Raw genomic sequence first — 24,758 nt, forward strand, 5'->3', positions numbered from 1 at the left:
CCGCTGCCGAGCCGCCGGTAGCCGCGGCCCGAGCCCGGGGCGGCGACGGTGCTGAGCGTGGTGCCGCGGTTGTACGGCGCGAGGGGCGGGGCCGGAGCCGGACGGTTGCTGAGCCGGTCGAGCGGCTGTGCGGGCCGGGCGGCCTGTGCTTCGTGGCCGCCTCCGTCGAGCCCGATGGCGAGGGCGATGCCGGTCGAGGCGGAGACGGCGCCCGCGGCGGCGAGGAAGGAACGGCGGTCGAGGGCGGTGGCGACAGAGCGTGTGCGCGGCATGGCGCGTCTCCCCGGGTACGAACGCGGTTCGCGGGGGTGACCGACAGGCTGCTCGTCGAACTCCCCGCTCGTACTGGATCGTTGGCAGCGGGGATGACCTGTGCGTAAACGAGACCGCAACGTCGCGGGCCGATCTCCGTACGTGGATCACGGCCCGGTGCGGTCGTCATCCGCGGCTCATGGGGGGCTCGTCGGCTCGACCGGAAGCGGTCACGCTGCGTTCATCCGGCGGGGTAGGCCGCGGGCGCGCCGCCGGTAGCCGACGGGCTGGGCTCCGGTAGCCGGCGGGCGGGGCTCCGTCAGCCGACGGGCCGGGCGCCAGCAGCCGGTGCGCTCGGCGTCGGTCCCCACGCGCCCGGCGTCGGTAGCCCACGCGCCCGGCGCCCGGGGGCCGTTTGGGGAACGGAGGTCTGCCGGAAGGTGTCCAGCCCTTAACGTGTGCAGGGTGCACAAAGAGCTGAGGGTGGCGGCCTACGCCGTCTGCGTACGCGACGGGCAGCTTCTGCTCGCCCGCTGGGTGGCCGGGGACGGCAGCAAGCGGTGGACGCTGCCGGGCGGCGGGATGGAGCACGGCGAGGATCCGTACGACACGGTGATCCGCGAGGCCGAGGAGGAGACGGGGTACGCGGTGCGGCCCGTCACGCTGCTAGGCGTGGATTCCATCCGCCGCCGCTATCCGCGCAAGCTCGGCTCGTTCGCGGATTTCCACGGGCTGCGCCTTGTGTACGAGGGTGAGATCACCGGGGGCGACCTGCGCCACGAGACGGACGGCTCGACCGACATGGCAGCCTGGCACCCACTGGACTCGGTGGCGGGCCTGCCGCGGGTGGGTCTGGTCGACGTCGGCTTGGGCCTGTGGCGCAAGCGCCCTGCGGTGGGCCGGGTGGAGGCAGAGCGGTAAGAGGGGACACCCCCTCTCCCCCGCCCCCGCCTCCGCCTCCGCCTCCGCCTCCAATAGGGGACCATCTGTCGCCGCAAAAGCCCCAAATCCCCTACTCCGCAAGACAATCGGTCCCCCGACCACCCCCTTACCGGCCGCCGGCCACCACCAACGGCGCTCCGCCCGGCGCCGAGGCCGGGCGGCCGTTTGTCAGGGGGCGGCCCACCCCCGGAACCGGCCCGGTCAGACCGCGCGCGACAAGCTCCGGGATCACGCCTTCCCCGAACCAGTACGCCTCCTCCAAGTGCGGGTAGCCGGAGAGCACGAAGTGCTCGACGCCGAGGGCGTGGTACTCCTCGATCCGGTCCGCGACCTCCCCGTGCGACCCGACCAGCGCGGTCCCCGCACCACCGCGCACCAGCCCCACCCCGGCCCACAGGTTCGGTGCGATCTCGAGACGGTCGCGGCTGCCTCCGTGCAGTGCGAGCATCCGCTGCTGGCCCACCGACTCGCTGCGCCCGAGAGCCTGTTGGGCCGCGGCGACCGTCTCCGTGTCCAGGTCGTCGAGCAGCCGGTGCGCCACCGACCAGGCCTCCGCGGACGAGTCGCGCGAGATCGAGTGCAGCCTGATCCCGAAGCGGACCGTCCGCCCCTCCGCCTCCGCGAGCCCCCGGATCCAGTCGATCTTCTCCTTGACCTGCGCCGGCGGTTCACCCCAGGTCAGATACACATCCGAGTGCCGTGCCGCCACCGGCCCCGCCGCCGGTGAGGACCCGCCGAAGAAGATCTGCGGCAGCGGGTCCGGCGGCAGCGCGGTCAGGGCGCCGTCGACGCGGTAGTGCTCACCCGTGAAGTCGTACGGAAGACCGCCCCATGCTCCCCGTACGACGGAGAGGAATTCGTCCGTACGGGCATAACGCTGATCGTGGCCGAGATGGTCGCCGAAGCGGCGCTGCTCCGTGGAGTCGCCGCCGGTCACCACGTTGAGCAGCAGCCGGCCGCGCGTGATGCGCTGGTAGGTGGCCGCCATCTGCGCGGCGAGCACCGGTGAGATCACGCCGGGCCGGAACGCCACCAGGAACTTCAACCGCTCCGTGTGCTGGGCCAGCGCGACCGTGGTGAGCCAGGCGTCCTCGCACCAGGTGCCGGTCGGCGTGAGGACCGCCTCGAAGCCCAACTGTTCGGCGGCTTTGGCGATTTGGGCCAGGTACTCGATGTCGGGCGCCCGCACCCCGCTGATGGGGGTGATCCGGGAGCGCTTGATGCCGCCGTCGGTGTAGGCGTGCCGGTCGACGAGCGTGCGGCCGTCGCCGCCGGTCGGCAGGAACCAGTGCAGGTGGACGGTCATGGTCACTTCTCCTTGTAGATGCGGGCCGGCGTGGTGGAGGGCGGCAGGTCGCCGTTGAAGCGGGGGTCCACGAAATCGGCGAAGGTGACCTTGCGCGGGATCAGCTTCAGCTCGGCGAAGGTGTCGACGATCTGCTGCTCGGAGGCGACGGCGGCCTTGTCGACGGCGACAGGGACCCGTGTGCCGTTGGAGCGCTTCACGGCCGCGAGGGCCGCTTCGTAGGGCAGTCCGGTGTCCTTCGCCCAGACCTTCGCCCACTCCTCGGGGTGGTCGAACACCCAGTCCTGGGCCCGCCGCAGTCGCGCCAGATAGTCCTCGATCGCGGCGGACTTCTTCTTGTCCTTCAGCGCCGAGGGGGACGCCACCTGGAAGCTCAGACCGTTGACGACGCCTTCGCCGTCGGTGAGGACCTTGCCCTGCTTCGCGGTGAGCACCTGCGAGGTGTACGGGTCCCAGACCGCCCAGGCGTCCACCTTGCCGCCGTTGAACGCGGCGAGTGCGTCGGCCGGCTGCAGATAGCTGACCTCGATGTCCTCGAGGGTCAGGCCCGCCTTCTTGAGGGCGGAGATCAGCTGGAAGTGCGCCGAGCTGCCCTGCGCGACGGCGACGGACTTGCCCTCGAGCTGCTCGGGACTCTTGAGCGGTGAGTCCTCCGGTACGAGGATCGCCTCGCCGGCGGGGCTGCCGTGGCTGGCGGCCACCACCGTGATCTCGGAGCCGGCGCCGGCCGCGAAGACCGGCGGGGTGTTGCCGACCGCTCCGATGTCCACGGCCTTGGCGTTGACGGCTTCGAGGAGAGGTGGTCCGGAGGTGAACGTGGACCACTTGATCTTGTAATCGAGATCGTCGAGCTCCCCCGCGGCCCGCAGCACGGCCTCCGAACCGCCCTTCTGGTCACCGACGTTGAGCGTGAGCGAGCCCTTGCCGTCGGTCCCGTCGCCGCCGGTGTCGGCGGAGGAGGAGCCGCCGCAGGCGGTGGCGAGGAGGGTGAGCGGGAGGAGCAGGGCGGGCAGGATGCGGCGTGCGCGCATGGCGATGTTCCTTTGCTTGTACGGATGTTCAGGAGGCGTGCACGGGGCCGACGCCGAGCAGATCGAGCAGTTCCCCGCGCAGGGCCGCGAACCGCGGGTCGGTGAGGGAGCGGGGGCGGTCGAGGCCGACGTTCACCTCGTGGGCGATCACTCCGTCCTCCATCACCAGGACCCGGTCCGCGAGCAGCACGGCCTCCTCCACGTCATGGGTGACCAGGAGCACCGCGCAGCCGCGCCGCTGCCACACCTCGCCGACCAGGTGCTGGGCCTTGAGCCGGGTGAGGGCATCCAGGGCGCCGAAGGGTTCGTCGAGGAGCAGGAGGTCCGGTTCGCGTACCAACGCGCGGGCCAGCGAGCCGCGTTGGGCCTCGCCGCCGGAGAGCGTCTTGGGCCAGGCGTCGGCACGGTGGCCGAGACCGACCTCCGCGAGCACCTGCTCGGCCACCTCGCGGCCGGGGCGGCCCGGGAGCCCGAGCAGCACGTTGCGCCACACCTTCTTCCAGGGCAGGAGCCGCGGCGCCTGGAACGCGGTGGCCCTGCGGCGCGGCACGAGCACGGTGCCGTCGATCTCGCGGTCGAGTCCTGCGAGGATCTTCAGGAGCGTGGACTTCCCGCATCCGCTGCGGCCGAGCAGGGCCACGAACTCGCCCGGCTGCACGGTGAGTTCGAGGTCGTCGATGACGCGGCGGCCGTCGAAGGTGCGGCTGAGCCCCTCGACCCGTACTGCCGCGGATGAGCCGGTCACTGGCCGGTGAAGGTCGGTCGCCATTGCAGGAGCAGCCTTTCGAGGGTGCGGACGGCGAGATCGGCGAGCAGGCCGAGGAAGGCGTAGACGATCAGGCAGACGACGATCACGTCGGTGCGCAGGAAGTCGCGGGCCTGCATCATCAGGAACCCGATCCCCGCGTCGGCGTTGACCTGCTCGGCGAAGACGAGCGCGAGCCAGGCGACGCCGAGCGCGTAGCGCAGTCCGGTGAGCGCGCCGGGCAGGGCGCCCGGCAGGACGACGTGCCGCACAAGTCCCCAGCGGGACAGGCCCAGTGACTGTCCTGCCTCGATCAGCTGGGAGTCGACGCCGCGGATCCCGGCGTACGCGTTGAGGTAGAGGGGGAAGACCACGCCGAGCGTGATGATGGCGATCTTGGGTGCCTCGCCGATCCCGAACCAGATGATGAACAGCGGGATGAGCCCGACGAACGGCACTGTCCGCAGCATCTGCATCCCGGCGTCCACCAGGTCCTCGCCGATCCGGAAGAGCCCGGAGAGCAGGGCGAGCGTGATCCCGATGACGGCCCCGAAAAGCAGTCCGACCGCGACCCGTTGCAGCGAGACACCCATGGCCTGCGGGAGCGAGCCGTCGGCGAACAGATCGCGGGCGACGCCGGCGATGGTGCCGGGTGAGGCGAGCACTTCGGCGGTCAGTACGCCGGTGGAGCTGAGGAGTTGCCACAGGCCGAGCAGCAGCAGCGGTCCGCTGGTGCGGCGCAGCCAGCGGGGGACGCGGGGCCGGTGGGTGCGGGTGGAGAGCAGGGGTTCCAGGTCAGGAGCAGAGGGGGGCGCCTGCCGCTTTTGCAGGGATATTTCGGGTGCGCCGGGTTGCGGTGGGGCATGACTGACGGTCACGGGAACTCCAGGCGTACGAGGGCCCGTTACGGGGCCTGCCGGACGGCGCGCGCAGGGCGGCCGGGAATCACCCCTCGACGACGGCGCACGGAAAACAGCGCACCGAATTCAAAGAGGCATACAAAGAGCGCCGGGAGGCACGCAAAGGCCACCGGGGCTCAGCGGGAAAAGCTGCGCAGAGGGGTCAGCGGCCGCGACGACACGCGGCGGAGGCCACCCGCAGCAGGTCGATGTGACCGCGCGTGGTGAGCATGACTGAACGCAACATGTCGCCGAACGTAGCGAGTTGATCCTTCTGCGGTCAATCATCGTCTCGCTCTGCGGACATCCGTAAGGAGACGTGGACCGTTCAGCCCTGTATCACCCCCTTCGCCCCCGCTGGCGTATGGCGGAAGTGCGCCATGACCCCTTCCCGCCACGGACTGCCCTCCTCAAACAGCAGTCCCATACGTAATGCTGAGCGGTCATTCGGTACCGGATTACGGACCGAATTACGGATCGGTTTTCCCTTTCCTGCCCGTCTTTCACACAGGGACGCAGATGACGCTCGAATCCCCGCGCGCACCCCGACCGGGTGCCAGACGCGCGGCCCGAATAGCCGTGGCGGCAGGGCTTGTTGCGGCGCTCGGCGCCGCAGGGCCCGTGCCCGCCTTCTCCGCCGACCCCGGCGGTGAGCCCGCTCCCGCGAAGTCCGCAGCCGAGAAGCTCGGCTCCGACGACGCCAAGCTGCTCGCCCAGGCCGAGGCCGAAGGCGAGAAGACCGTCACGGTCATGGTGGCCACCACGCAAGGCGCGACCGAGCAGGCCGCGCAGACCTTCGACGAGGTCAAGGGCGGCATCGTCGGCAAGCGGAACGACAAGCTCGGCTACGTCCGGGCCACCGTTCCCACCAAGAGCGCGAAGGCCGCCATCAAGGAGGCCTCCGCGCTCTCGTCGGTCAAGGGCATCGATCTGCTGCACGAGATCGAGCTCGACGACCCGACACCGGCCGCCGACCGCGCCAAGGGCGCGAAGAGCGCCGGGGGCACGGCTCCCGGCTCGTACCCGGCGCCGGGCAAGAAGACCCCCGCGAAGAACCCGTACAACCCGTCCTTCGAGACGGGCGCGGTGGACTTCGTGCAGGACAACCCGAAGGCCGACGGCCGCGGGGTGACCATCGGCATCCTCGACTCGGGTGTCGACCTCGGCCACCCGGCGCTGCAGAAGACCACCACGGGCGAGCGCAAGATCGTCGACTGGGTCACCGCGACCGACCCGGTCATCGACGGCGACGCGACCTGGCGGCGGATGAACGCGGTGGCCCCGGTGGCCGGGCCGACGTTCACCTTCGACGGCAAGACCTGGACCGCGCCCGCGGGCAGCTACCAGGTGCAGTACTTCCGCGAGTCCGCCTCCACCGGCGGCGACGCGAACGGTGACCTGAACCGGGACGGCGACACCACCGACCTGTGGGGCGTCCTGTACGACGCGGCCGCCGGCACGGTCCGCGTCGACCTGAACGACGACAAGAACTTCACCAACGACGAAGCCATGAAGCCGTACAAGAGCGGCTTCCAGGTCGGCTACTTCGGCACCGACAACCCGGCGACCGACGTCGTCGAGCGCGTCCCGTTCGTGGTCGAGATCCGCAAGGACGTCGTCTACAACGCGGCCGGAGCCAAGTCCGACTTCGTCAACATCGGCATCATCGAGTCCGAGCACGGCACCCACGTCGCCGGCATCACCGCCGCCAACTCGCTGTTCGGCGGCCGGATGAACGGTGCGGCGCCCGGCGCCAAGCTGGTCTCCTCGCGCGCCTGCTCGTGGGGCGGCGGCTGCACCAACGTCGCGCTCACCGAGGGCATGATCGACCTCGTCACCAACCGTGGCGTGGACATCGTGAACATGTCGATCGGCGGTCTGCCGCCGCTGAACGACGGCAACAACGCGCGCGCCGCGCTGTACACCCGTCTCATCGACGAGTACGGCGTCCAGCTGGTGATCTCGGCCGGCAACAGCGGCCCGGGCACCAACACCATCGGCGACCCCGCGCTCGCCGACAAGGTGATCTCGGTCGGCGCGACCATCTCCAAGGAGACCTGGGCCGCCAACTACGGCTCGGGCGTGGAGAAGCGGTACGCCATGATGCCGTTCTCCTCGCGCGGTCCGCGTGAGGACGGCGGCTTCACGCCGACCCTGTCCGCCCCGGGTGCGGCGATCAACACCACGCAGACCTGGATCCCCGGCAGCCCGGTCGCCGAGGCGGGCTACACCCTGCCGGCCGGCTACTCGATGCTGCAGGGCACCTCGATGGCGTCCCCGCAGGCCGCGGGCGCCTCGGCGCTGCTCATCTCGGCAGCGAAGCAGAAGAAGATCGAGCTCTCGCCGCTCACCCTGCGCACCGCGCTCACCTCGACCGCGAACCACATCCCCGGTGTGGGCGCGCACGAGGAAGGCGCGGGCCTCATCGACATCGAGGACGCGTGGGAGGCCATCGAGGACGGCGCGACCGCGCACGGCTACAAGGTCTCGGCGCCGGTCGACACCGCGATCGACGAGTTCCTGGCCACGCCCGGCTTCGGCACCGGTCTCTACGACCGTGAGGGCGGTCTGAAGGTCGGCGAGCGCAAGACGTACGACGTCACCATCACGCGTACGTCGGGTTCGAGCCGTGCGGTGGAGCACGAGCTGGACTTCGAGAACAACGACGGCACGTTCCGTGTCCTCGGTGACGACGAGGTCTCGCTGCCGCTCAACAAGCCGGTGACCGTGAAGGTCCAGGCGAAGGCCGGCTCCGCCGGGATCCACAGCGCGATCCTGGAGCTCGACGACGAGCGCACCGAGGGCGTCGACAAGCAGATCATGACGACCGTGGTCGCCTCGGCGCAGCTCGCCAAGCCCTCGTACGCCTTCAAGGCCTCGGGCTCGGTGCAGCGCAACAGCCACAAGTCGTACTTCGTGACGGTCCCCGCGGGCGCCAAGACCTTCGAGGTCGCGCTCGGCGGTCTGAAGGCGGGCAGCCAGACCCGCTTCATCTCGATCCACCCGTACGGTGTCCCGGTCGACCCGACCGGCACGCCGAACTGCTACCCGAACTACAACAACCCGGCCAACACCTGCCGCCCCGACCTGCGTTCGTACGCGAACCCGCAGCCGGGTGTCTGGGAGATCGAGGTCGAGTCCCGCCGTACGTCGCCGCTGCTCGACAACCCGTACGAGCTGACGGCGACCGCGCTCGGTGTCACCTTCGACCCGGCGGTGCAGACCGTCGCCGAGGCGAAGATCGGCACGCCGACCGCGGTGGACTGGAACGTCACCAACGAGTTCGGTCCGATCACCGGCGGCAAGCTCGCCGGCGGTTCGCTGGGTTCGTCGAAGCAGGCGCGTCCGACGATCGCGCACCACGAGTCGCAGGAGTACGCGGTGACGGTTCCGGCCGGCACCGAGCGGCTCGACGTGTCGATCGGCAACACCGCCGACAAGGGCGCCGACCTGGACCTGGCCGTCTACCTCGAGGTGAACGGCGTTCGCACGCTGGTCGGTTCGGCCGCGGACGGCGACTCGGAGGAGGCGGTCTCGCTGCCGAAGCCGGCCGCCGGTCAGTACATCGCGGTCGTGGACGGCTATGACGTCCCGGCCGGGACCACGGCCTTCGACTACCTCGACCTGTACTTCGCGCCGTCGCTCGGCGAGCTGAAGGTCGACGGCTCGAAGAGCATCGACCTGGCGCAGGGCGCGTCGGCCGCGGTCTCCGCCGAGGTCCTCGTCGCCGGTGCCGCTCCCGAGGGACGCCAGTTCTTCGGCGAGGTCCGCATCCTCAACGGCAAGGGCACTGCTGCGGGTTCGGGCAGTGTGAAGATCGAGAAGGTCATTCCGTAAGGGACGGCTCTCTCAGTGGTCTGAGCTGAGAACTCCGAGCTCCGATCGGTACGAACAGGGGCGGGCGTCCGGTTTCCGGGCGCCCGCCCTTTTTCTCACCGCAGCGGGTCCGGGCAGTCGAGGGTGCGGGACTCCGGAAGGGCTTCGAGGAGCTCCGGCCGTACGTCGTCCACGCCCCCGCCCTGTTCGGCGTCGTAGCCGTCCTCGGGGTGCAAGGGGACGTTGATCAGGACGAGTTCACCGCGCTCGATGTCCGACGCGACGAGCGCCGGCAGCGTGACGGTCGTCGTCGCGTGGGTCCTTGCGGACTGCTCCGGCCGGTACCAGCGGTCCACCTCGACCGTGACGTCCACCTTGCCGTCCTTGCGCACGACGATCTCGGTCGCCCTGCCCTCGACGAGGACCTTGGCGCAGGCGATCTGCTCGGCGCGGCTGAACCCGGCGTCGCTCTGGGCGGAGTCGGAGTCGGGCGCGCGGGAGGCGGCGCCCTTTTCGCCCTCGCCCTCCTTGTGGTCGCCACCGCTGTCGTGCGCCGGCCCTCGAACGCCTTCCCCGGCACTCTTGTCCGAGTCCGCCGCGCCCATGTGCAACCCGTCCTGCGCCCCCAGCCAGAACAGCCCCCCGAACAGGGCGAGCGCACAGGCCGCGACGGCCACCCGCACCGATACGGCGAAGAGCCGGCGCGTCCGTACCCTTGCGGGCTGCACGCGAGGCGGCACCGGAGCCGGAGCGGGCACCGGATCCCCGACCGGCTCGGCGGCGAGTTCATCGCCCAACTCGCGGAGTGCGAACCGGAGTTGATCGAGGTCTCCGAGCGCGGCCCGATACCCCGCGTCCTGAGCGAGCTCCTCCGGCACGTCCGCACCGGTGATCGCCGCCATCAGCAGGTCGTCCGGCTCGTACGCATCGGCCTTGAAGCTCTTGTCGCCGGCCACGTCACACCACCTCGCCCTCGTGCAGCCGCGCGCGCAGGGCCCGTACCGCACCGTGCAGCCTGCTCTTGACCGTGCCCTCGGGGACGCCGAGCCGTTCCGCGATGCCACGGACGGACAGATCCGCGTAGAAGCGCAGCACGACCACCTGCCGCTGGGTGTCGGTCAGTTCGTCGAGCCCCTTCGCGACCGCCATCGAGAGCACCTTGCTCTCCTCCACCGCATGGCTCTCCGCACGCAGCGAGGCGAGCCGCTCCCCCAGGCGCTCCTGGCGGCGGCGGGCCCGGTGGTAGTCCATCGCCCAGTTGGAGGCGACGACGGCGGCCCAGGCGGACACGTCACGGGGCGCCTCGCGTCCGTCGGCGGCCCGTTCGAGCAGCTTGAGGCGCACCTGCTGCACCCCGTCCGGCAGTTCGGACGCGGGCACGCCGCCGAGCGCGAGGACCGCCCGGACCCGGCTCACCTGAGCCGGGTCCAGGGGGTCCCGCGGATCCCCCTCTTCCGCTCCCCGCCCGCGCCGAAGCGTCCCTCTGCGCAGCAAAGCCCACCCCTTCCTCACCCCGTTCTGCCCTTACGACGCGGGGGCGGGCCGAAACGTTCGCCCCGAGGCGGTGGAAGTTTCTCAGTGCAGCGTGGGCCGGTACACGAGCTCCTGGACGCGGCCGTCGAGCGTGCGGTGCTCGAGCAGTTCCAGATCGAAGTCCTCCGCGCCCTTGAAGACCGGGTCGAGCCCGGTGCGGCCGGTGATGACGGGGAACAGCGTCACGTGCACCCGGTCGACCAGACCGGCGGCGAGCAGCGCCCGGTTGAGGGTCAGGCTGCCGTGCGAGCGCAGCGGCACCTTCGACTCCTCCTTCAGGCGGGCGACGATCTCGACCGCGTCGCCGCGCGCGACCGTCGCGTCCGGCCAGTCGAGAGGTTCCTTCAGCGAGTTCGAGATCACCGTCATCGGCGTGTTCACCATCCGCGTGACCCAGGGGTCGCGCACATCGGCGTCCTCGGTGCTGTTCGCGAGCATCTCCTTGAACAGCCCGAACGTGGCGGCCCCGAAGACCATCCGCTGCTCCTCCTCGTACAGGGCGAGCCGGTGCTCCAGGAGTTCGGGGCCCTGCTTGCCCCAGTAGCCGGTCCAGTCGCCGCCCGCCGCGCCGTAGCCGTCGAGGCTGGAGAAGACATCGAAGGTGTAGGTGACGCTCATGAGGGTTCTCCTTACGTGTGAGCAATCGTTACGGGGCAGACCGGGTCCGGCCGCAGAACTCATCGCCGCCCATGTCCCCCGTTTCACCCCTTCTGCTTACGAACGCAAACATCGAACTACTCATCGACTCACGGGAGTTGAACTGCAACTATGAGCACATGTCGCACATGATCAAGGGCGCCAATGTGCCGGTGCCCACCGAGGTGCTCCGGGTGGCCGTGAGCCGCCTCGCACAGTCCGGCTCGCCCGCCGTGGACGCCTCCGCCCTGCTGCTCGACGCCGTCGGCAAGGTGCGCGGGGACGCCGATCTCGTCTTCTACAACCAGCCCCAGCACCCCTCGGGCGCGGTGCGCCACCTGGGGGCGACCGAAGGCGGCGGACAGCTCGCGCAGTGGCTCGAACTCGACCTCGCGCGGATCGAGCCCGTCGTCCAGCGCGTGGTGATCGCGGCCTCGTGCGAGGGCGGCACGTTCGGCGCGGTGCCCGGGCTCTACGTACAGGCCGTGAGCGCCGCGTCGGGGGCGCCGGTCGCGCACTACCCGGTGGTGGACGCGGCGGCCGAAACGGCCTTCGTGCTCGGGGAGTTCTACCGGCGCGACGGGGTGTGGAAGTTCCGTGCGGTCGGGCAGGGGTGGGCCACGGGGCTCGCCGGTCTCGCGACGGACTTCGGGATCGTGGTGGACGGGGCGGCGCCCGCACCGGTCGCCGCTCCTGCTCAGGCCCCCGCGCATGCCGCACCGGCTTACGCGCCCACGTACCAGCAGCCCCAGCCGGCTCCCGCGTACCAGCAGCCGGGGCCGGCTCCCGCGTACCAGCAGCCGGGGCCGGCTCCCGCGTACCAGCAGCCCCACCCCGCTCCCGCGTACCAGCAGCCGCAGCCCGCCATGCCCCAGGCCGCCGCGCCGCAGGATGCCCAGCCCCAAGTACCGCACCCCGCCGCGCCGCAGGACGCCCGCCCCGTCTCCTTCGGCCCGGAGTTCCCCGTGTACGTGCAGCGCGGGCGCGGGCAGGGCGTCGTGTCGGTGGACGGGCTGCCCGAGGGGCCGGTCCTGGTCGAGTTGTGGCACCAGGGCGAGGGCTACACCTGCGTCTACACGCTCAACCGCCGCAACAAGGACGACGATCTCCTCTTCAACACCACGCTCGTGGACCTGCGCGGCAGCGCCGCCGTCCACCACAAGGGCAACCGCCCGCTGCGGCTGCGGGTGGACGCCGACAACGACTGGACCGTGCAGATCCGCCCCGTGTCGGTGGCCCGTGAGCTCGGCGAGGGCTTGCAGGGACGCGGCCCCGAGGTCCTCACGTACCGGGGAAAGCTCGCGGATCTCGACGTGAGCTTCGCCGGCGACGAGGACGGGGACGACGAGGGCGGCTCCATGTCGATCTACACGGCACCGGCCGGCACCGTGCACGAGGACAAGCGCGATCTGCTCATGTACGAGGTCGGCCGCCTGAACCAGACCTTCCCGCTCACCGAGGGCCCGCTGATCCTGCTCATCGAGGCGGACGGCGCCTGGTCGCTGCGCGCCCGCCCGCTGCCCACCCCGGATCCCGTCATCGCCCAGCGGACCGGGATGTACGAGGGGCGCGGCGAGCAGACGGTGACGCTGGTCAACCCGACCCCGGGCCGGCCCTGTCTGCTCGACTACACGATCGTCTCCGAGGACAGCTGGGGATACCGGACCGAGCTGCTCGACGAGTACGACGAGGCCGAGACCTTCCTCGAGGGCTCCCAGGACGGGGACACCGGCCGGGTCGTCGCGTTCCGCGAGGGACAGGCGGAGATACGGATACGGATCAAGGGTGCGGGCGACTGGAGTCTGCGCCCGATGCCGCTGGAGCACGCGCCGCCACTGCAGGGTCCGGTCGAGGGCGTGGGCCGCGCGGTGTTCCGGCACACGGGTGCGCCCATGATGCTGACGCTGGAGCGCACCTCCAGGGACGAGACTCCCCTGGTGGTGAACTCGGTCCAGACCGGTGGGCGTACGGCGATCACCGCACAGGCCGGCAACGGGCGGCGGCCCGTCAGCGGACCGGTCTGGGTGCAGAACGGCGAGTGCTACGTCAGCGTGCGCGCCCCGGGTGAGACGGCCTGGAAGCTCACCCCGGCCGCCGCGCAGTCCGCCGGGTCCTTCGACCGCAAGATCGAGGGGCGTGGTTACACGCTCGTGTACTACTCCGGTCCCGGAGCGGATCTGGTCTTCAAGGGGGACGGCGGGGTGATCGGCGCGGTCTGGGGGCTCGACGCCTCGTTCGAGCCGGTGGACCGCCTCCAGGTGGGACCGGGAAAGTTCCGCGTCGCGGGCCCCGGCTTCCTGCAGGTGCGGATCGCGGGCAAATGGGAGCTGTCGGTGTAGCGCCGAAGTCCGCGCACACCCGCGGCCCGGATGGACCAAAGCCCCTGTTGATCAAGGACGGACGTCCTGGTCACCGGGGGCTTTTGCCGGGAGCGCACGGCCTTTCGGATGCCTCAGCCTGGGCGGATAAGCACCGAATAACCCCTGCTGGAGCACCCGCATGTCCGCACCGGTGGACACCCCACCCGCGCCCGAGGAGCAGCCGCTCCATTCGAACCCCGGCTCGAACCACCACTTCCTGCGCCGCGCGGCACTGCGCCGGCGCAACCCCAAGCTGCGCGAGACCGATGTCACCGTGACGCCCGAGCCGGCGGTGAAGCGCGCCGTGAAGGCGACGATGCTCGGCAACGCCATGGAGTGGTTCGACTTCGGCGTCTACGCGTATCTCGCCGTCACCATCGGCAAGGTCTTCTTCCCTTCCGGGAACGACACCGCGCAGGTCCTGTCGTCCCTGGCGACGTTCGCCGCGGCCTTCCTCGTGCGTCCGCTCGGCGGCATGGTCTTCGGTCCGCTCGGCGACCGGATCGGCCGCAAGAAGGTCCTCGCCCTGACGATGATCCTGATGTCGACCGCGACCTTCGCCATCGGCGTGCTCCCGGGCTACGCCACGGTGGGTCTGTGGGCGCCGGCGCTGCTGATCTTCTTCCGTATGGTGCAGGGCTTCTCCACCGGTGGTGAGTACGGCGGCGCGGCCACCTTCATCGCCGAGTACGCCCCGGACAAGCGGCGCGGGTTCTTCGGCAGCTTCCTGGAGTTCGGCACGCTGATCGGCTACACGTTCGCGGCCGTGCTCGTCACCGTCCTCCAGACCGTGCTCAGCGACGCGCAGATGCTCGACTGGGGCTGGCGCATCCCGTTCATGGTCGCCGCCCCGATGGGCCTGGTCGGTCTCTATCTGCGGATGAGGCTGGAGGAGACCCCGGCGTTCCAGCAGATGGAGGACGAGTCCTCGGCGCACGCGGCGCCGCAGGAGCAGGTGCCGTTCCTGCAGCGGTTCGCGGGTCTGTGGCCCGCCATCACGGTCTGCATCGCGCTGGTCGCCGCGTACAACGTCGCGGACTACATCCTGCTGTCGTACATGCCGACGTATCTGCAGAACACCGTCGGCTACTCCGGGACCGCGGGCCTGATGGCGATCGTGATCGTGATGCTGATCCTGATGGCGCTCATCAACGCGGTCGGGCGGCTCTCCGACAGCATCGGCCGCAAGCCGCTGCTGCTCGCCGGGTCGATCGGCTTCCTCGTCCTGCCCGTGCCGGCCTTCCTCCTGATCGGCACCGGACACTGGATCTCGGTCTTCGCGGGCCTCATGCTGCTCGGTCTGCCGCTGCTCTGCCTGCTCGCCACGATGTCCTCGGTGCTGCCCGCGCTGTTCCCCACGGCGCTGCGGTACGGCGCGCTCGCGATCGCGTTCAACATCTCGGTGTCCCTGTTCGGCGGTACCGCGCCGCTGGCCGTGGAGGCGCTGGTCAGCGCGACCGGGAACGACCTGATGCCCGCGTACTACGTGATGGCCTTCGCCGTGGTCGGCATCATCGCGGTGGCCACCCTGAAGGAGTCGGCGGGCAAGCCGCTCGAGGGTTCGCCGCCCTCGGTGGCCACCCGTGAGGAGGCCAGGGAGCTGGTGCAGGCGCAGTACGACCGCGCCTGAGCCCGGTGCGCGGTCCGGCGGCGTCCGGGCCGGACCGCGCGCCCGTCTCGCTTCCTGGGCAAACGATTGGACACGAGTGCCCCACGTCACCGCATGATGGGACCGTCCCCAGGGCAGGCGCACGGAGCCAGAGCGCCACAGCAGAAGGAGTCACCGTGAGGGTCGGAATCGTCGGAGCCACCGGTCAGGTCGGCACAGTCATGCGCAGGATCCTCGTCGAGCGGAAGTTCCCGGTCGACGAGCTGCGCCTGTTCGCCTCCGCCCGCAGCGCCGGCAAGACTCTCGACGGCATCACGATCGAGGACGCCGCCACCGCCGACTACAGCGGCCTGGACATCGTGCTCTTCTCCGCGGGCGGCGCCACCTCCAAGGCCCTCGCCGAGAAGGTCGCGGGACAGGGCGCCGTGGTGATCGACAACTCCAGCGCCTGGCGCAAGGACCCCGAGGTCCCCCTCGTCGTCTCCGAGGTCAACCCGCACGCGATCGCGAACCGCCCCAAGGGCATCATCGCCAATCCGAACTGCACGACGATGGCCGCGATGCCGGTCCTCAAGCCGCTGCACGAGGAGGCGGGCCTCACCGCGCTGATCGCCACCACGTACCAGGCCGTCTCCGGCTCCGGTCTCGCCGGCGTGGCCGAGCTGCACGGCCAGGTGCAGAAGGTCGTCGCCGAGGCCGACAAGCTCACGCACGACGGCTCCGCCGTGGACTTCCCCGAGCCGGACGTCTACAAGCGCCCCATCGCCTTCAACGTGCTTCCGCTCGCGGGCAGCATCGTCGACGACGGTCTGAACGAGACCGACGAGGAGCAGAAGCTCCGCAACGAGTCCCGCAAGATCCTCGAGATCCCGGAGCTCAAGGTCTCCGGCACCTGCGTGCGCGTCCCGGTCTTCTCCGGCCACTCGCTCCAGGTCAACGCCCGCTTCGAGCGCCCCCTCTCCCCCGAGCGCGCCACCGAGATCCTGGCCTCCGCCGCCGGCGTCGAGCTCTCCGAGATCCCGACCCCGCTGCAGGCCGCGGGCCAGGACGTCTCCTACGTGGGCCGCATCCGCAGCGACGAGACCGCCGAGAACGGCCTCTCGCTCTTCCTCTCCGGTGACAACCTCCGCAAGGGCGCGGCGCTCAACGCCGTCCAGATCGCGGAGCTGGTAGCCGAGGAGCTCGGCGCCAAATAGCACGTAGCGGTACGAAAGGGGCGGTCACCCAGTGTGGTGACCGCCCCTTTCGCGTACGGCGATAACGCGATGCCCACCCCGGTATCTCCGTGGAAGGATGGCCGAAAAGTCGGCCCCTCCCGTCGCCCGACCACCGCCCCTCAACGAGGCGCTACGCGCCACAGTCTTAGATCCAAGGAGATGACCGCGTGCCAGGCACCAATCTGACCCGTGAAGAGGCGCAGCAGCGGGCCAAGCTGCTCACCGTTGACTCGTACGAGATCGATCTCGACCTCTCCGGAGCGCAGGAGGGCGGCACGTACCCGTCGGTGACGACGGTGCGTTTCGAATGCGCCGAGCAGAACGCCGAGTCCTTCATCGACCTCGTCGCCGACGCCGTCCACGAGGTGGTCCTGAACGGCAAGTCGCTGGACGTCGCCGCCGTCTTCCGTGACGCCCGCATCGCGCTGAAGCACCTGCAGCAGGGCGAGAACGTCCTCAAGATCGTCGCCGACTGCGCGTACACCAACACCGGTGAGGGACTGCACCGGTTCGTCGACCCGGTGGACGACCAGGCGTATCTGTACACGCAGTTCGAGGTGCCGGACGCCCGCCGTGTGTTCGCGAACTTCGAGCAGCCGGACCTCAAGGCCACCTTCCAGTTCACGGTGAAGGCGCCCAGCGGCTGGACCGTGATCTCCAACTCCCCCACGCCGGAGCCCAAGGACGACGTGTGGACGTTCGCGCCCACGCCGCGGATCTCCACGTACATCACGGCGCTGATCGTGGGCCCGTACCACTCGGTGCACGCCACGTACGAGAAGGGCGGCCAGAGCGTCCCGCTCGGCATCTACTGCCGGCCCTCGCTCGCCGAGTTCCTCGACGCCGACGCGATCTTCGACGTCACGCGGCAGGGCTTCGACTGGTTCCAGGAGAAGTTCGACTACGCGTACCCCTTCGAGAAGTACGACCAGCTCTTCGTGCCCGAGTTCAACGCGGGCGCGATGGAGAACGCGGGCGCCGTCACCATCCGCGACCAGTACGTCTTCCGCTCCAAGGTGACCGACGCCGCGTACGAGGTGCGGGCCGAGACGATCCTGCACGAGCTCGCCCACATGTGGTTCGGCGACCTCGTGACCATGGAGTGGTGGAACGACCTCTGGCTCAACGAGTCCTTCGCCACGTACACCTCCATCGCCTGCCAGGCGTACGCGGAGGGCTCGAAGTGGCCGCACTCGTGGACCACGTTCGCCAACTCCATGAAGACCTGGGCCTACCGGCAGGACCAGCTGCCCTCAACCCACCCGATCATGGCGGACATCCGCGACCTCGACGACGTGCTCGTCAACTTCGACGGCATCACGTACGCCAAGGGCGCCAGCGTCCTCAAGCAGCTGGTCGCGTACGTCGGGATGGACGAGTTCTTCACCGGTGTGCAGGCGTACTTCAAGCGCCACGCCTTCGGGAACACCCGGCTCAGCGATCTGCTCGGCGCCCTGGAGGAGACCAGCGGCCGCGATCTGAGCGCCTGGTCGAAGGCATGGCTGCAGACCGCGGGCATCAACATCCTGCGGCCGCAGATCGAGACCGACGCGAACGGCACCATCACCGCCTTCGCCGTACGCCAGGAGGCCCCCGCGCTGCCCGCCGGCGCCAAGGGTGAGCCCACGCTGCGTCCGCACCGGATCGCGATCGGCCTGTACGACCTTGCCGCCCCCGGCACAAGCACAGCGTCCGGCAAGCTGGTCCGCTCCGACCGCATCGAACTGGACGTGGACGGTGAGATCACCGAGGTGCCCGAGCTCGTCGGCCGCCACCGTCCCGCGGTGATCCTGCTCAACGACGACGATCTGTCGTACGCGAAGGTCCGCCTCGACCCCGAGTCGCTGCGCCATGTCACCCAGCACCTGGGCGACTTCGAGGCCTCGCTGCCGCGCGCCCTGTGCTGGGCCTCGGCCTGGGACATGACCCGCGACGGCGAGCTGCCGACCCGCGACTACCTGTCGCTCGTGCTCTCCGGCGTCGGCAAGGAGTCCGACATCGGCGTGGTTCAGTCGCTGCACCGGCAGGTCAAGCTGGCGCTCGACCTGTACGCGGCACCGGACTTCCGCGAGGCCGGGCTCACCCGCTGGACCGACGCGGCCCTGGCGCACCTGCGTTCCGCCGAGCCGGGCAGCGACCACCAGCTGGCGTGGGCGCGGGCGTTCGCGGCCACGGCCCGTACCGAGGAGCAACTGGATCTCCTCAAGGGCCTGTTGGAGGGCACCGAGACCATCGAGGGTCTCGCGGTCGACACCGAGCTGCGCTGGGCGTTCGTGCAGCGGCTCGCGGCCACCGGGCGGTACGAGGAGGCGGAGATCGCCGCCGAGTACGCGCGGGACAAGACCGCGGCCGGCGAACGGCACGCCGCGAGCGCGCGGGCCTCGCGTCCGACACCGGAGGCGAAGGCCGAGGCGTGGGCGTCGGTCGTCGACTCCGACAAGCTGCCCAACGCCCTGCAGGAAGCGGTGATCGGGGGCTTCGTGCAGAGCGACCAGCGGGAGCTGCTCGCCCCGTACACCGGGAAGTTCTTCGCTGCGGTCAAGGACGTGTGGGCCTCGCGCTCGCACGAGATGGCGCAGCAGATCGCGGTCGGGCTCTACCCGGCGCTCCAGGTCGAGCAGGCCACCCTGGACGCCACGGACGCCTGGGTCGCCGAGGCCGAGCCCAACGCGGCGCTCGGGCGGCTCGTCTCGGAGTCGCGCGCGGGTGTGGAGCGGGCCCTGAAGGCCCAGGCGGCGGACGCGCGGGCCGCGTCCTGACCCACTGACACACGGCACAGCGCCCGGTCCCTCCAAGAGGGCCCGGGCGCTGTGCCGTTCGGCCGGCTCCGGCCTCCCGCGTACGGGAGTCCGGAGACCGGTCAGGGGCGGTGGATCAGCCGACGCTCACGCTGTTCCAGGTGCCCGTGGCGTCCGTGTATCCGCCGAGGAAGCAGGCGGGGACGGCCGTCACCAGGTTGGACGCGATGTCCCAGTCCGCGGTGGCGTGCACCTTCATGCCCTTGTACTGGCCCGCGGTGACGATGCCGTCGAAGTTGGCGCCCGTGAGCGTCAGCTTCGAGGTACCCATGACCGTGCTCTGGACCGTACGGCCGTTGATCTGCCAGGTCATGGTGCCCGTCATCTCGGCGTTCGGGAGACCGAGCGAGGGCAGACACGAACCCTTGCCGGAGCCCTCGAAGTTGACCTCCACAAAGGCGGGGGTCCGCTTGGAGTCGACCGACTTGCAGCCGGCGCTGGTGCCGGAGCCGATGAAGGTCTGGAGCTTGTCACCCATGGTCAGACCCGGCTTGATGCTGAGCGACGCGAGGCCGCCGTAGCAGTGGACGCCGGGACCGCCCGCACCGTCGTTCGGGGTGATCTCGAAGCTGTGCTCGACCGGGTCGGTGGTCTTGTCACCTTCGGTGACGACTCCGGTCTGCCCCTTCAGGGTGCCCTCGGCGCCTTCCGCGACCTCGGTCGTGACCTTGATCGACGGGTACTGGTTGCCGGGCTGCAGGGCGTCCGCGCCCGTGCCGGGACGGGTGCAGGTGACGGTCTGGCCGACGATCTTGCAATCCCAGCCGGGGCCGACCGCGGTCCTCGGGGTGACGCCCTCGGGGAACGTCTCCGTGACGGTGACCGTGTCATGCGTCGGACCGGCGTCGGCGGCGTTGCTGACGTCGACCAGGAACGTGGCCGGCTTGCCGGCCACCACCTCGCCCTCGGGCTTGGTGGCCACGGACAGGTCGGGCTCCTTCGTGGAGACCGGGGTGACCGTGACGGTGTCCTTGACCGGCGCCTTGGGCTCGGCACCGGGGGTGCTCGCACCGGTGGTGCCGGTCAGGTCGCCCTTGGCGCCCTTGTCGACCTCGGTGGCGACGTGGATCGGCGGGAACTGCTCGCCCGGCTTCAGGGTGTCGGGCCGGGTGCAGGTGACCTTCTGGCCCTCGATCTTGCAGGTCCAGCCGTCGCCCGACGCCGTGACCGGCTTGATTCCGTCGGGGAAGGTCCGCTCGACCGTGGTCGGGCCCGTGGTGGGTCCGGCGTCGGGAGCGTCGGCCACGGCGATCACGAAGTTCGCGGGCTTGCCGGCGACGACATCGCCGTCGGGCTTGGTGACCACCGTCAGGTTCGGGTCCTTGACGGCCGGCTTGACCGTGGTGGTGTCCTTGACCGGAGTCGGGTTCGGCATGTCAGGCGTCGCGACGACCGTGGCGCCGGTCAGATCGCCTGCGGCGTCGTCGGCGACCTCGGTCTTCACGATGATCGACGGGGCCGAGTCGCCGGGCTTGAGCACCGGCTTGTCACCGGGCCTGGTGCACTTGACCTCCTGGCCCTCGACCGCGCAGTCCCAGCCGTCGCCCGCGGCGGACACGGGCTTGATCCCCTCGGGGAAGCTGCGGACCACGGCGATGGTGTCGCCGGTACGGGTCGGACCGGCCTCGGGCTTGTTGGTGACGTCGATCTGGTACTCGGCCGGCTCACCGGCCTGCACCTCGCCGCGCGGCTTGGTGACGACCGTCAGGTCCGGCCCCTTGGCCGGGATGACGTCGACCTTGCTGGTGTCCGGCTTGGTGTTCATGTCGTTCGGCGTCGCGGCGTCCGAGATGATCGGCTGCTCGCCCTTGACCGTGGGTGCGACATCGGTGGTCACGGTGACCGGCGGCGCCGACTCACCGGGCTTGAGCACCGGGCCCGGACGCGTACAGGTGACCGTCTGGCCCTCGACCTTGCAGTCCCAGCCGTCGCCCGAAGCGGTCTTGGGCACGATGCCGGCGGGGAAGGTCTGCGTGGTCGTGATCGGGCCCGTGGTCGGACCGCCCAGCTTGTCGTTGGTGGTCGTCATCGTGAACTTGGCCGGCTCGCCGGCCTTCACGGTGCCGTCCGGCACGACCTTCGTGAACAGGTTCGGGTCCAGGGTCTCGATCTTGCCGTTCCAGATCTCGTGGATCTGGGTCGAGGCGCCGGTGGACGCGGAGAAGCCGATGCGCAGCTTGTCCGGGACGGGCGGCTGGCCCTCGATGGTGTCGAGGTCGACCGGCGGGATGACCTCACGCAGCGGCGTACCGTCGTGGAAGTCGACCTGGACGCGCATGACGCCCTCGTGCGACAGCTCGACGATGGCGGTGCGCTTGGCCTCCTCTCGGGTCTTCGCCTCCGAGAGCGCGAAGCGGCGGCCCGACTGGTACGAGGCGACGAAGGGGTTGTTGAGCGCCGCACCCGCGGCGTCCTTCTCTGCGCCGCGGATGGTGACGGAGTTGGGCTTGGCGGTGGCGGGACCGCCCTTGTGATAGTCCGGCATCCAGTCGCGGGTGAAGTTGCCGTAGACGTCGAAGCCGATGCCGAGGTAGCCGCCCGGCAGCTTGGAGTAGCCGAGACCGGCGCCGTTCTTTCCGGCGTGCTCGGGCAGCGGCTTGCTGCCGTCCATGAGCATCAGGGCGAGGCCGTCGGCGGGCTGTGCGGTCGCCGGGTTGTACATCGCGAAGTCGACGGTCCAGCGCAGACCGGCCCGGGCGTCGAAGGTACGCGTGGTCATCACGTACCCGTTCTGCATCTTCTTGTTGGATGTCAGGCGCAGCGCGCCCTCGCCGGGCTTGTCCGGCGTGGTGGGCATGCCCGGGTGGGTCTGGCAGCCGCGCAGCGGAGCGACCGTCGCGTCTCCGACGGGTCCTGCGGGCCCTGCCTTGCCGTCGCCCTTGTCCACGGGGTTCATGGACGCGGCGGTGAGACAGGCCCAGCCGGTCGGGTCGCCCTTGAGGTACGGGCCCGCGTACCAGAGCGACTCGTCCTTGACCCGCTCGCCCGAGAAGGGCTCGTTGCCGATCTCGACCGCCGCGGCGGGCGCGGCGGTCGTCAGGGACAGCCCTCCTGCCGCCAGTACGGCGGCGACCCCGAGCGCGGTGGCGCGCCAAGGGGGCCGGGGCCTTCCTGTCCGCCGTCTGGGGCGGACTGCGTTATCTGCCATGGTGCTCTCCTCCCGGAGCGCGGCAGATCAGTCACCCGCGCCCGGACTATCACTGTGTGTAGTTTCATGACTTCGCAACGTAGTCATGCTTGCGATCATCGGACCACCGGCCGTCGGTTTCCGCGCGCCCAAAGGGCCAACAGAATTAAGCCGTTGGCGCCTGCGCACGCCAACGGCCCTCACGCTCGCGCGAGTTGGGGAACACGCAGAGGCCTGGCGCCGGTCGGACGACCGGCGCCAGGCCTCTGTGCCGCGGCTCGGAATCAGCCGATGTTCAGGGAGTCCCAGGTGCCGATGGCGTTCGTGTAGCCACCGAGGAAGCAGCCGCCGGCAGCGGCGATGAGGTCGAAGTCCCAGCTGGCCGTGGCGTTGACCTTCTTGCCCTTGAACGGGCCGTCGGTCACGACGCCGGTGAAGTTGGCGCCGGTCCAGGTGAGCTTGGAGGTGCCGGTGACGTTGCTGACCTTGTTCTCGACGTCCGGGCCGCCCCCGTTCCACGTGATGCGGCCGTTCAGGTCGGCGTTGGGGATACCGAACTCGGGCACACACGCACCCTTGCCGTTGCCCTCGAAGAAGACGATGGCAGAGGTGACCGCCTTGCCGGAACCGACGTTCTTGCAACCGGTCGTGACGCCCTCACCGGTCCACGTCTGCTGCTTGGAGCCGACGATCGTCAGACCCGGCTTGGCGCTGAGCTGGGCGTTGCCGCCGGCGCACCGGACGCCGAGCGGCTCGTCGGCGGAGGCCGCCGTCGGAGCGAGGGCCACCATGAGGGCGGCGGCGGGGAGGGCTACGGCGGCCTTCTTGAGAAGTGCGTGCATCAGGTTTCCTTGGTGTGTGCTGTGAAGCGTGGCGGGGTGGCCATGGCGACCACGCCTCAGTGTTTGCACACGGTGACCAAAGGTTCGCGGTGTGTGATCTGAGCGGGTGACGGGCGCCGGGAGGGGCGGTCGTACGCGCGGACCCAGGCGCCCCGCACCGCCCGGGTTGGTATACCACAACGTCACCGGCGGGCCCGCGAACACCCTGCGGATTGAACCGAGTTGGGCCACCCTCCCGCCGAGGCCGACGGTCGAACCCGACGGCCCGGGTCAGCGCGGCCCGCCCGGCTCCTCGGTCACGGTGTGTGACGCCCGGGTGTCACTCTCCGTGCGTCGCTCACCGTGCCTCACTCCCTGTGTGCCGCCTCCTTGAGGGCGTCGAGCACCCGCGCCAGCGCGGGCCCCGACTCCGCTCCCTTGCGCACGGCGGCCACGACATGGCGCCTGGGCTGGTCCCCGCCGATGCTCACGCGGACCACGCCATCCGCCGTGGAGGCCGCCATCCGCGGCACCAGGGCGACCCCCATCCCGGCCGAGACCATGGCGAGGATCGCGGTCCAGCCCGCCGCGCTGTGCGCCTGCTCGGGGACGAAACCGGCCGCCTCGCAGGCCGCCGTGGTGATCTGCGACCAGGGCCCGCTGCCGCCGAAGATCCAGGCCTCACCCGACAGCTCGGCCAGACGCACGCTCTTGCGCCCGGCGAGCCGGTGGTCCTCGGGCAGCGCCACGTCGAGCGGATCGGCGAGCAGCGGGACCCGGGTGAACTTCGGGTCACGGGCGGTCGGCGCGTGCGCGGCCAGGGACAGGGCGAGATCGACCTCGCCGGTGGAGAGCAGCTCGTACGCCTCGGCGGCCTCCGCCTCCCGCACCCGTACGTCCAGTGCGGGCGCGTCCTCGCGCAGCTGCCGCACGGCCGGTACGACCAGGGCGGGCACCGCGGTCGAGAACGCGCCGATCCGCACCTCGCCGGCCTCGCCGCGCACATAGCCGGCCAACTCGGCGTCGGCGCGCTCCAGTTGGGCGAAGACGGCGTCCGCGTGCCGCAGCACCAGATGCGCCGCGTCGGTCAGCCGGACCCGCCGGCCCTGCGCCTCGAGCAGCGGTACGCCGACCTGCTTGGCCAGATTGGCCAGCTGCTGCGAGACGGCCGAGGGGGTCATCAGGAGGGCACCCGCGGTCGCGGTGACGGTGCCCCGCTCGCTGAGGGTGCGCAGGATCTGCAGCTTCTTGATGTCCCACTCGGTCATGTCCCGCAACTTATCCCCGCACCTCCCGCATCACTTGTGGTGGGTCACCACATTCACGACCTTGCCGTCCGGATCGCGCACGAAGAAGCGCCGTACGCCCCACGGCTCGTCCCGCAGCGGATGGACGATCTCCGCGCCGGCCGTGCGCATCGCCTCGTACGCGGCGTCGACGGCCGCGCCGTCCGGCAGCTCGATGCTCATATCGGGGACCACCGGGGCCGAGGCGTCCTCGGTGATCAGGATGACCTGGGCGGTGGGGTTGGACGGCGAGGCCATGATGACGGCCCAGCCCAGGTCCATGACCTCGACAAGGCCGAGCGTCGCATAGAACGCTCGGCTCTTGTCGGGGTCCTGGGTACGGACATCGGGAGTGATCCGGCGAATCGTCATACCCGGCA

19 protein-coding genes are annotated in these 24,758 nt (G+C 70.4%); 6 read left to right on the forward strand and 13 right to left on the reverse strand.

Features of this window, described 5'->3' with window-relative positions; translation table 11 throughout:
• Positions 1–272, reverse strand: a 272-nt coding sequence (locus ABT367_RS21165) for a twin-arginine translocation signal domain-containing protein (protein WP_352254623.1), incomplete at its 3' end; no start/stop codon positions are given.
• Between the two features lie 445 nt (positions 273–717).
• Between ABT367_RS21165 and ABT367_RS21170 the strand changes: the two genes are divergently transcribed.
• The gene (locus tag ABT367_RS21170) at positions 718–1,173 is read left to right on the forward strand and encodes an NUDIX hydrolase (RefSeq protein WP_352254624.1); all 456 of its coding nucleotides are present in this window, start codon (positions 718–720) and stop codon (positions 1,171–1,173) included.
• A gap of 127 nt (positions 1,174–1,300) precedes the next feature.
• Here the strand turns inward: ABT367_RS21170 and ABT367_RS21175 are convergent, their stop codons facing one another.
• The 5 genes from ABT367_RS21175 to ABT367_RS21195 all read right to left on the reverse strand — a co-directional run bounded on the left by ABT367_RS21175 (position 1,301) and on the right by ABT367_RS21195 (position 5,422).
• The gene (locus ABT367_RS21175) at positions 1,301–2,500 is read right to left on the reverse strand and encodes an LLM class flavin-dependent oxidoreductase (RefSeq protein WP_352254625.1); all 1,200 of its coding nucleotides are present in this window, start codon (positions 2,498–2,500) and stop codon (positions 1,301–1,303) included.
• Positions 2,501–2,502: 2 nt separating this feature from the next.
• Complete coding sequence (locus tag ABT367_RS21180; protein WP_352254626.1) at positions 2,503–3,531, reverse strand: ABC transporter substrate-binding protein; 1,029 nt, start codon at positions 3,529–3,531, stop codon at positions 2,503–2,505.
• Between the two features lie 28 nt (positions 3,532–3,559).
• On the reverse strand, positions 3,560–4,300 hold the full coding sequence (locus ABT367_RS21185) for an ABC transporter ATP-binding protein (protein WP_352254627.1): 741 nt from the start codon (positions 4,298–4,300) through the stop codon (positions 3,560–3,562).
• Positions 4,273–5,154 (reverse strand): ABC transporter permease, encoded by an 882-nt coding sequence (locus ABT367_RS21190; RefSeq protein ID WP_352254628.1) that lies wholly within the window; start codon positions 5,152–5,154, stop codon positions 4,273–4,275. Before ABT367_RS21190 ends, ABT367_RS21185 begins: the two co-directional genes overlap by 28 nt.
• Before the next feature lie 184 nt (positions 5,155–5,338).
• The gene (locus ABT367_RS21195) at positions 5,339–5,422 is read right to left on the reverse strand and encodes a putative leader peptide (RefSeq protein ID WP_352254655.1); all 84 of its coding nucleotides are present in this window, start codon (positions 5,420–5,422) and stop codon (positions 5,339–5,341) included.
• A 272-nt stretch (positions 5,423–5,694) separates the two neighbouring features.
• Here ABT367_RS21195 and ABT367_RS21200 point away from each other — a divergent pair, with 272 nt between their 5' ends.
• A complete protein-coding gene (locus ABT367_RS21200) occupies positions 5,695–9,012 on the forward strand; it encodes a S8 family serine peptidase (protein ID WP_352254629.1) in 3,318 nt (1,105 codons plus the stop codon).
• 95 nt (positions 9,013–9,107) lie between these two features.
• On the opposite strand, the gene ABT367_RS21205 is transcribed toward ABT367_RS21200, so the two are convergent.
• From ABT367_RS21205 to ABT367_RS21215, 3 genes are all read right to left on the reverse strand, one after another.
• Positions 9,108–9,947 carry a hypothetical protein gene (locus ABT367_RS21205; protein WP_352254630.1) on the reverse strand — a complete coding sequence of 280 codons (840 nt, stop codon included), beginning with the start codon at positions 9,945–9,947 and terminating at the stop codon, positions 9,108–9,110.
• A gap of 1 nt (position 9,948) precedes the next feature.
• Positions 9,949–10,482 (reverse strand): sigma-70 family RNA polymerase sigma factor, encoded by a 534-nt coding sequence (locus ABT367_RS21210; RefSeq protein WP_199548129.1) that lies wholly within the window; start codon positions 10,480–10,482, stop codon positions 9,949–9,951.
• Between the two features lie 84 nt (positions 10,483–10,566).
• Positions 10,567–11,142 (reverse strand): dihydrofolate reductase family protein, encoded by a 576-nt coding sequence (locus tag ABT367_RS21215; RefSeq protein ID WP_352254631.1) that lies wholly within the window; start codon positions 11,140–11,142, stop codon positions 10,567–10,569.
• Positions 11,143–11,300: 158 nt separating this feature from the next.
• On the opposite strand from ABT367_RS21215, the gene ABT367_RS21220 reads away from it, so the two are divergent.
• The 4 genes from ABT367_RS21220 to pepN all read left to right on the forward strand — a co-directional run bounded on the left by ABT367_RS21220 (position 11,301) and on the right by pepN (position 19,105).
• Positions 11,301–13,499 carry a TerD family protein gene (locus ABT367_RS21220; RefSeq protein ID WP_352254632.1) on the forward strand — a complete coding sequence of 733 codons (2,199 nt, stop codon included), beginning with the start codon at positions 11,301–11,303 and terminating at the stop codon, positions 13,497–13,499.
• Positions 13,500–13,659: 160 nt separating this feature from the next.
• A complete protein-coding gene (locus ABT367_RS21225; protein ID WP_352254633.1) occupies positions 13,660–15,150 on the forward strand; it encodes an MFS transporter in 1,491 nt (496 codons plus the stop codon).
• Positions 15,151–15,305: 155 nt separating this feature from the next.
• Complete coding sequence (locus ABT367_RS21230) at positions 15,306–16,325, forward strand: aspartate-semialdehyde dehydrogenase (protein ID WP_352254634.1); 1,020 nt, start codon at positions 15,306–15,308, stop codon at positions 16,323–16,325.
• Between the two features lie 188 nt (positions 16,326–16,513).
• Positions 16,514–19,105 carry an aminopeptidase N gene (pepN, locus tag ABT367_RS21235; RefSeq protein ID WP_352254635.1) on the forward strand — a complete coding sequence of 864 codons (2,592 nt, stop codon included), beginning with the start codon at positions 16,514–16,516 and terminating at the stop codon, positions 19,103–19,105.
• Between the two features lie 115 nt (positions 19,106–19,220).
• Here pepN and ABT367_RS21240 read toward each other — a convergent pair whose 3' ends face one another.
• The 4 genes from ABT367_RS21240 to ABT367_RS21255 all read right to left on the reverse strand — a co-directional run bounded on the left by ABT367_RS21240 (position 19,221) and on the right by ABT367_RS21255 (position 24,750).
• Positions 19,221–22,292: a lectin-like domain-containing protein gene (locus ABT367_RS21240; RefSeq protein ID WP_352254636.1), complete on the reverse strand. Its 3,072-nt coding sequence runs from the start codon at positions 22,290–22,292 to the stop codon at positions 19,221–19,223.
• Positions 22,293–22,555: 263 nt separating this feature from the next.
• Positions 22,556–23,113 (reverse strand): hypothetical protein, encoded by a 558-nt coding sequence (locus ABT367_RS21245; protein ID WP_352254637.1) that lies wholly within the window; start codon positions 23,111–23,113, stop codon positions 22,556–22,558.
• 347 nt (positions 23,114–23,460) lie between these two features.
• Positions 23,461–24,360: a LysR family transcriptional regulator gene (locus ABT367_RS21250; protein WP_352254638.1), complete on the reverse strand. Its 900-nt coding sequence runs from the start codon at positions 24,358–24,360 to the stop codon at positions 23,461–23,463.
• 30 nt (positions 24,361–24,390) lie between these two features.
• A complete protein-coding gene (locus ABT367_RS21255; RefSeq protein ID WP_352254639.1) occupies positions 24,391–24,750 on the reverse strand; it encodes a VOC family protein in 360 nt (119 codons plus the stop codon).
• Between the last annotated feature and the right edge of the window lie 8 nt (positions 24,751–24,758).

Origin of the sequence: Streptomyces mesophilus (assembly GCF_040300965.1) — a bacterium.
GTDB classification, from domain to species: Bacteria; Actinomycetota; Actinomycetes; order Streptomycetales; family Streptomycetaceae; genus Streptomyces; species Streptomyces mesophilus_A.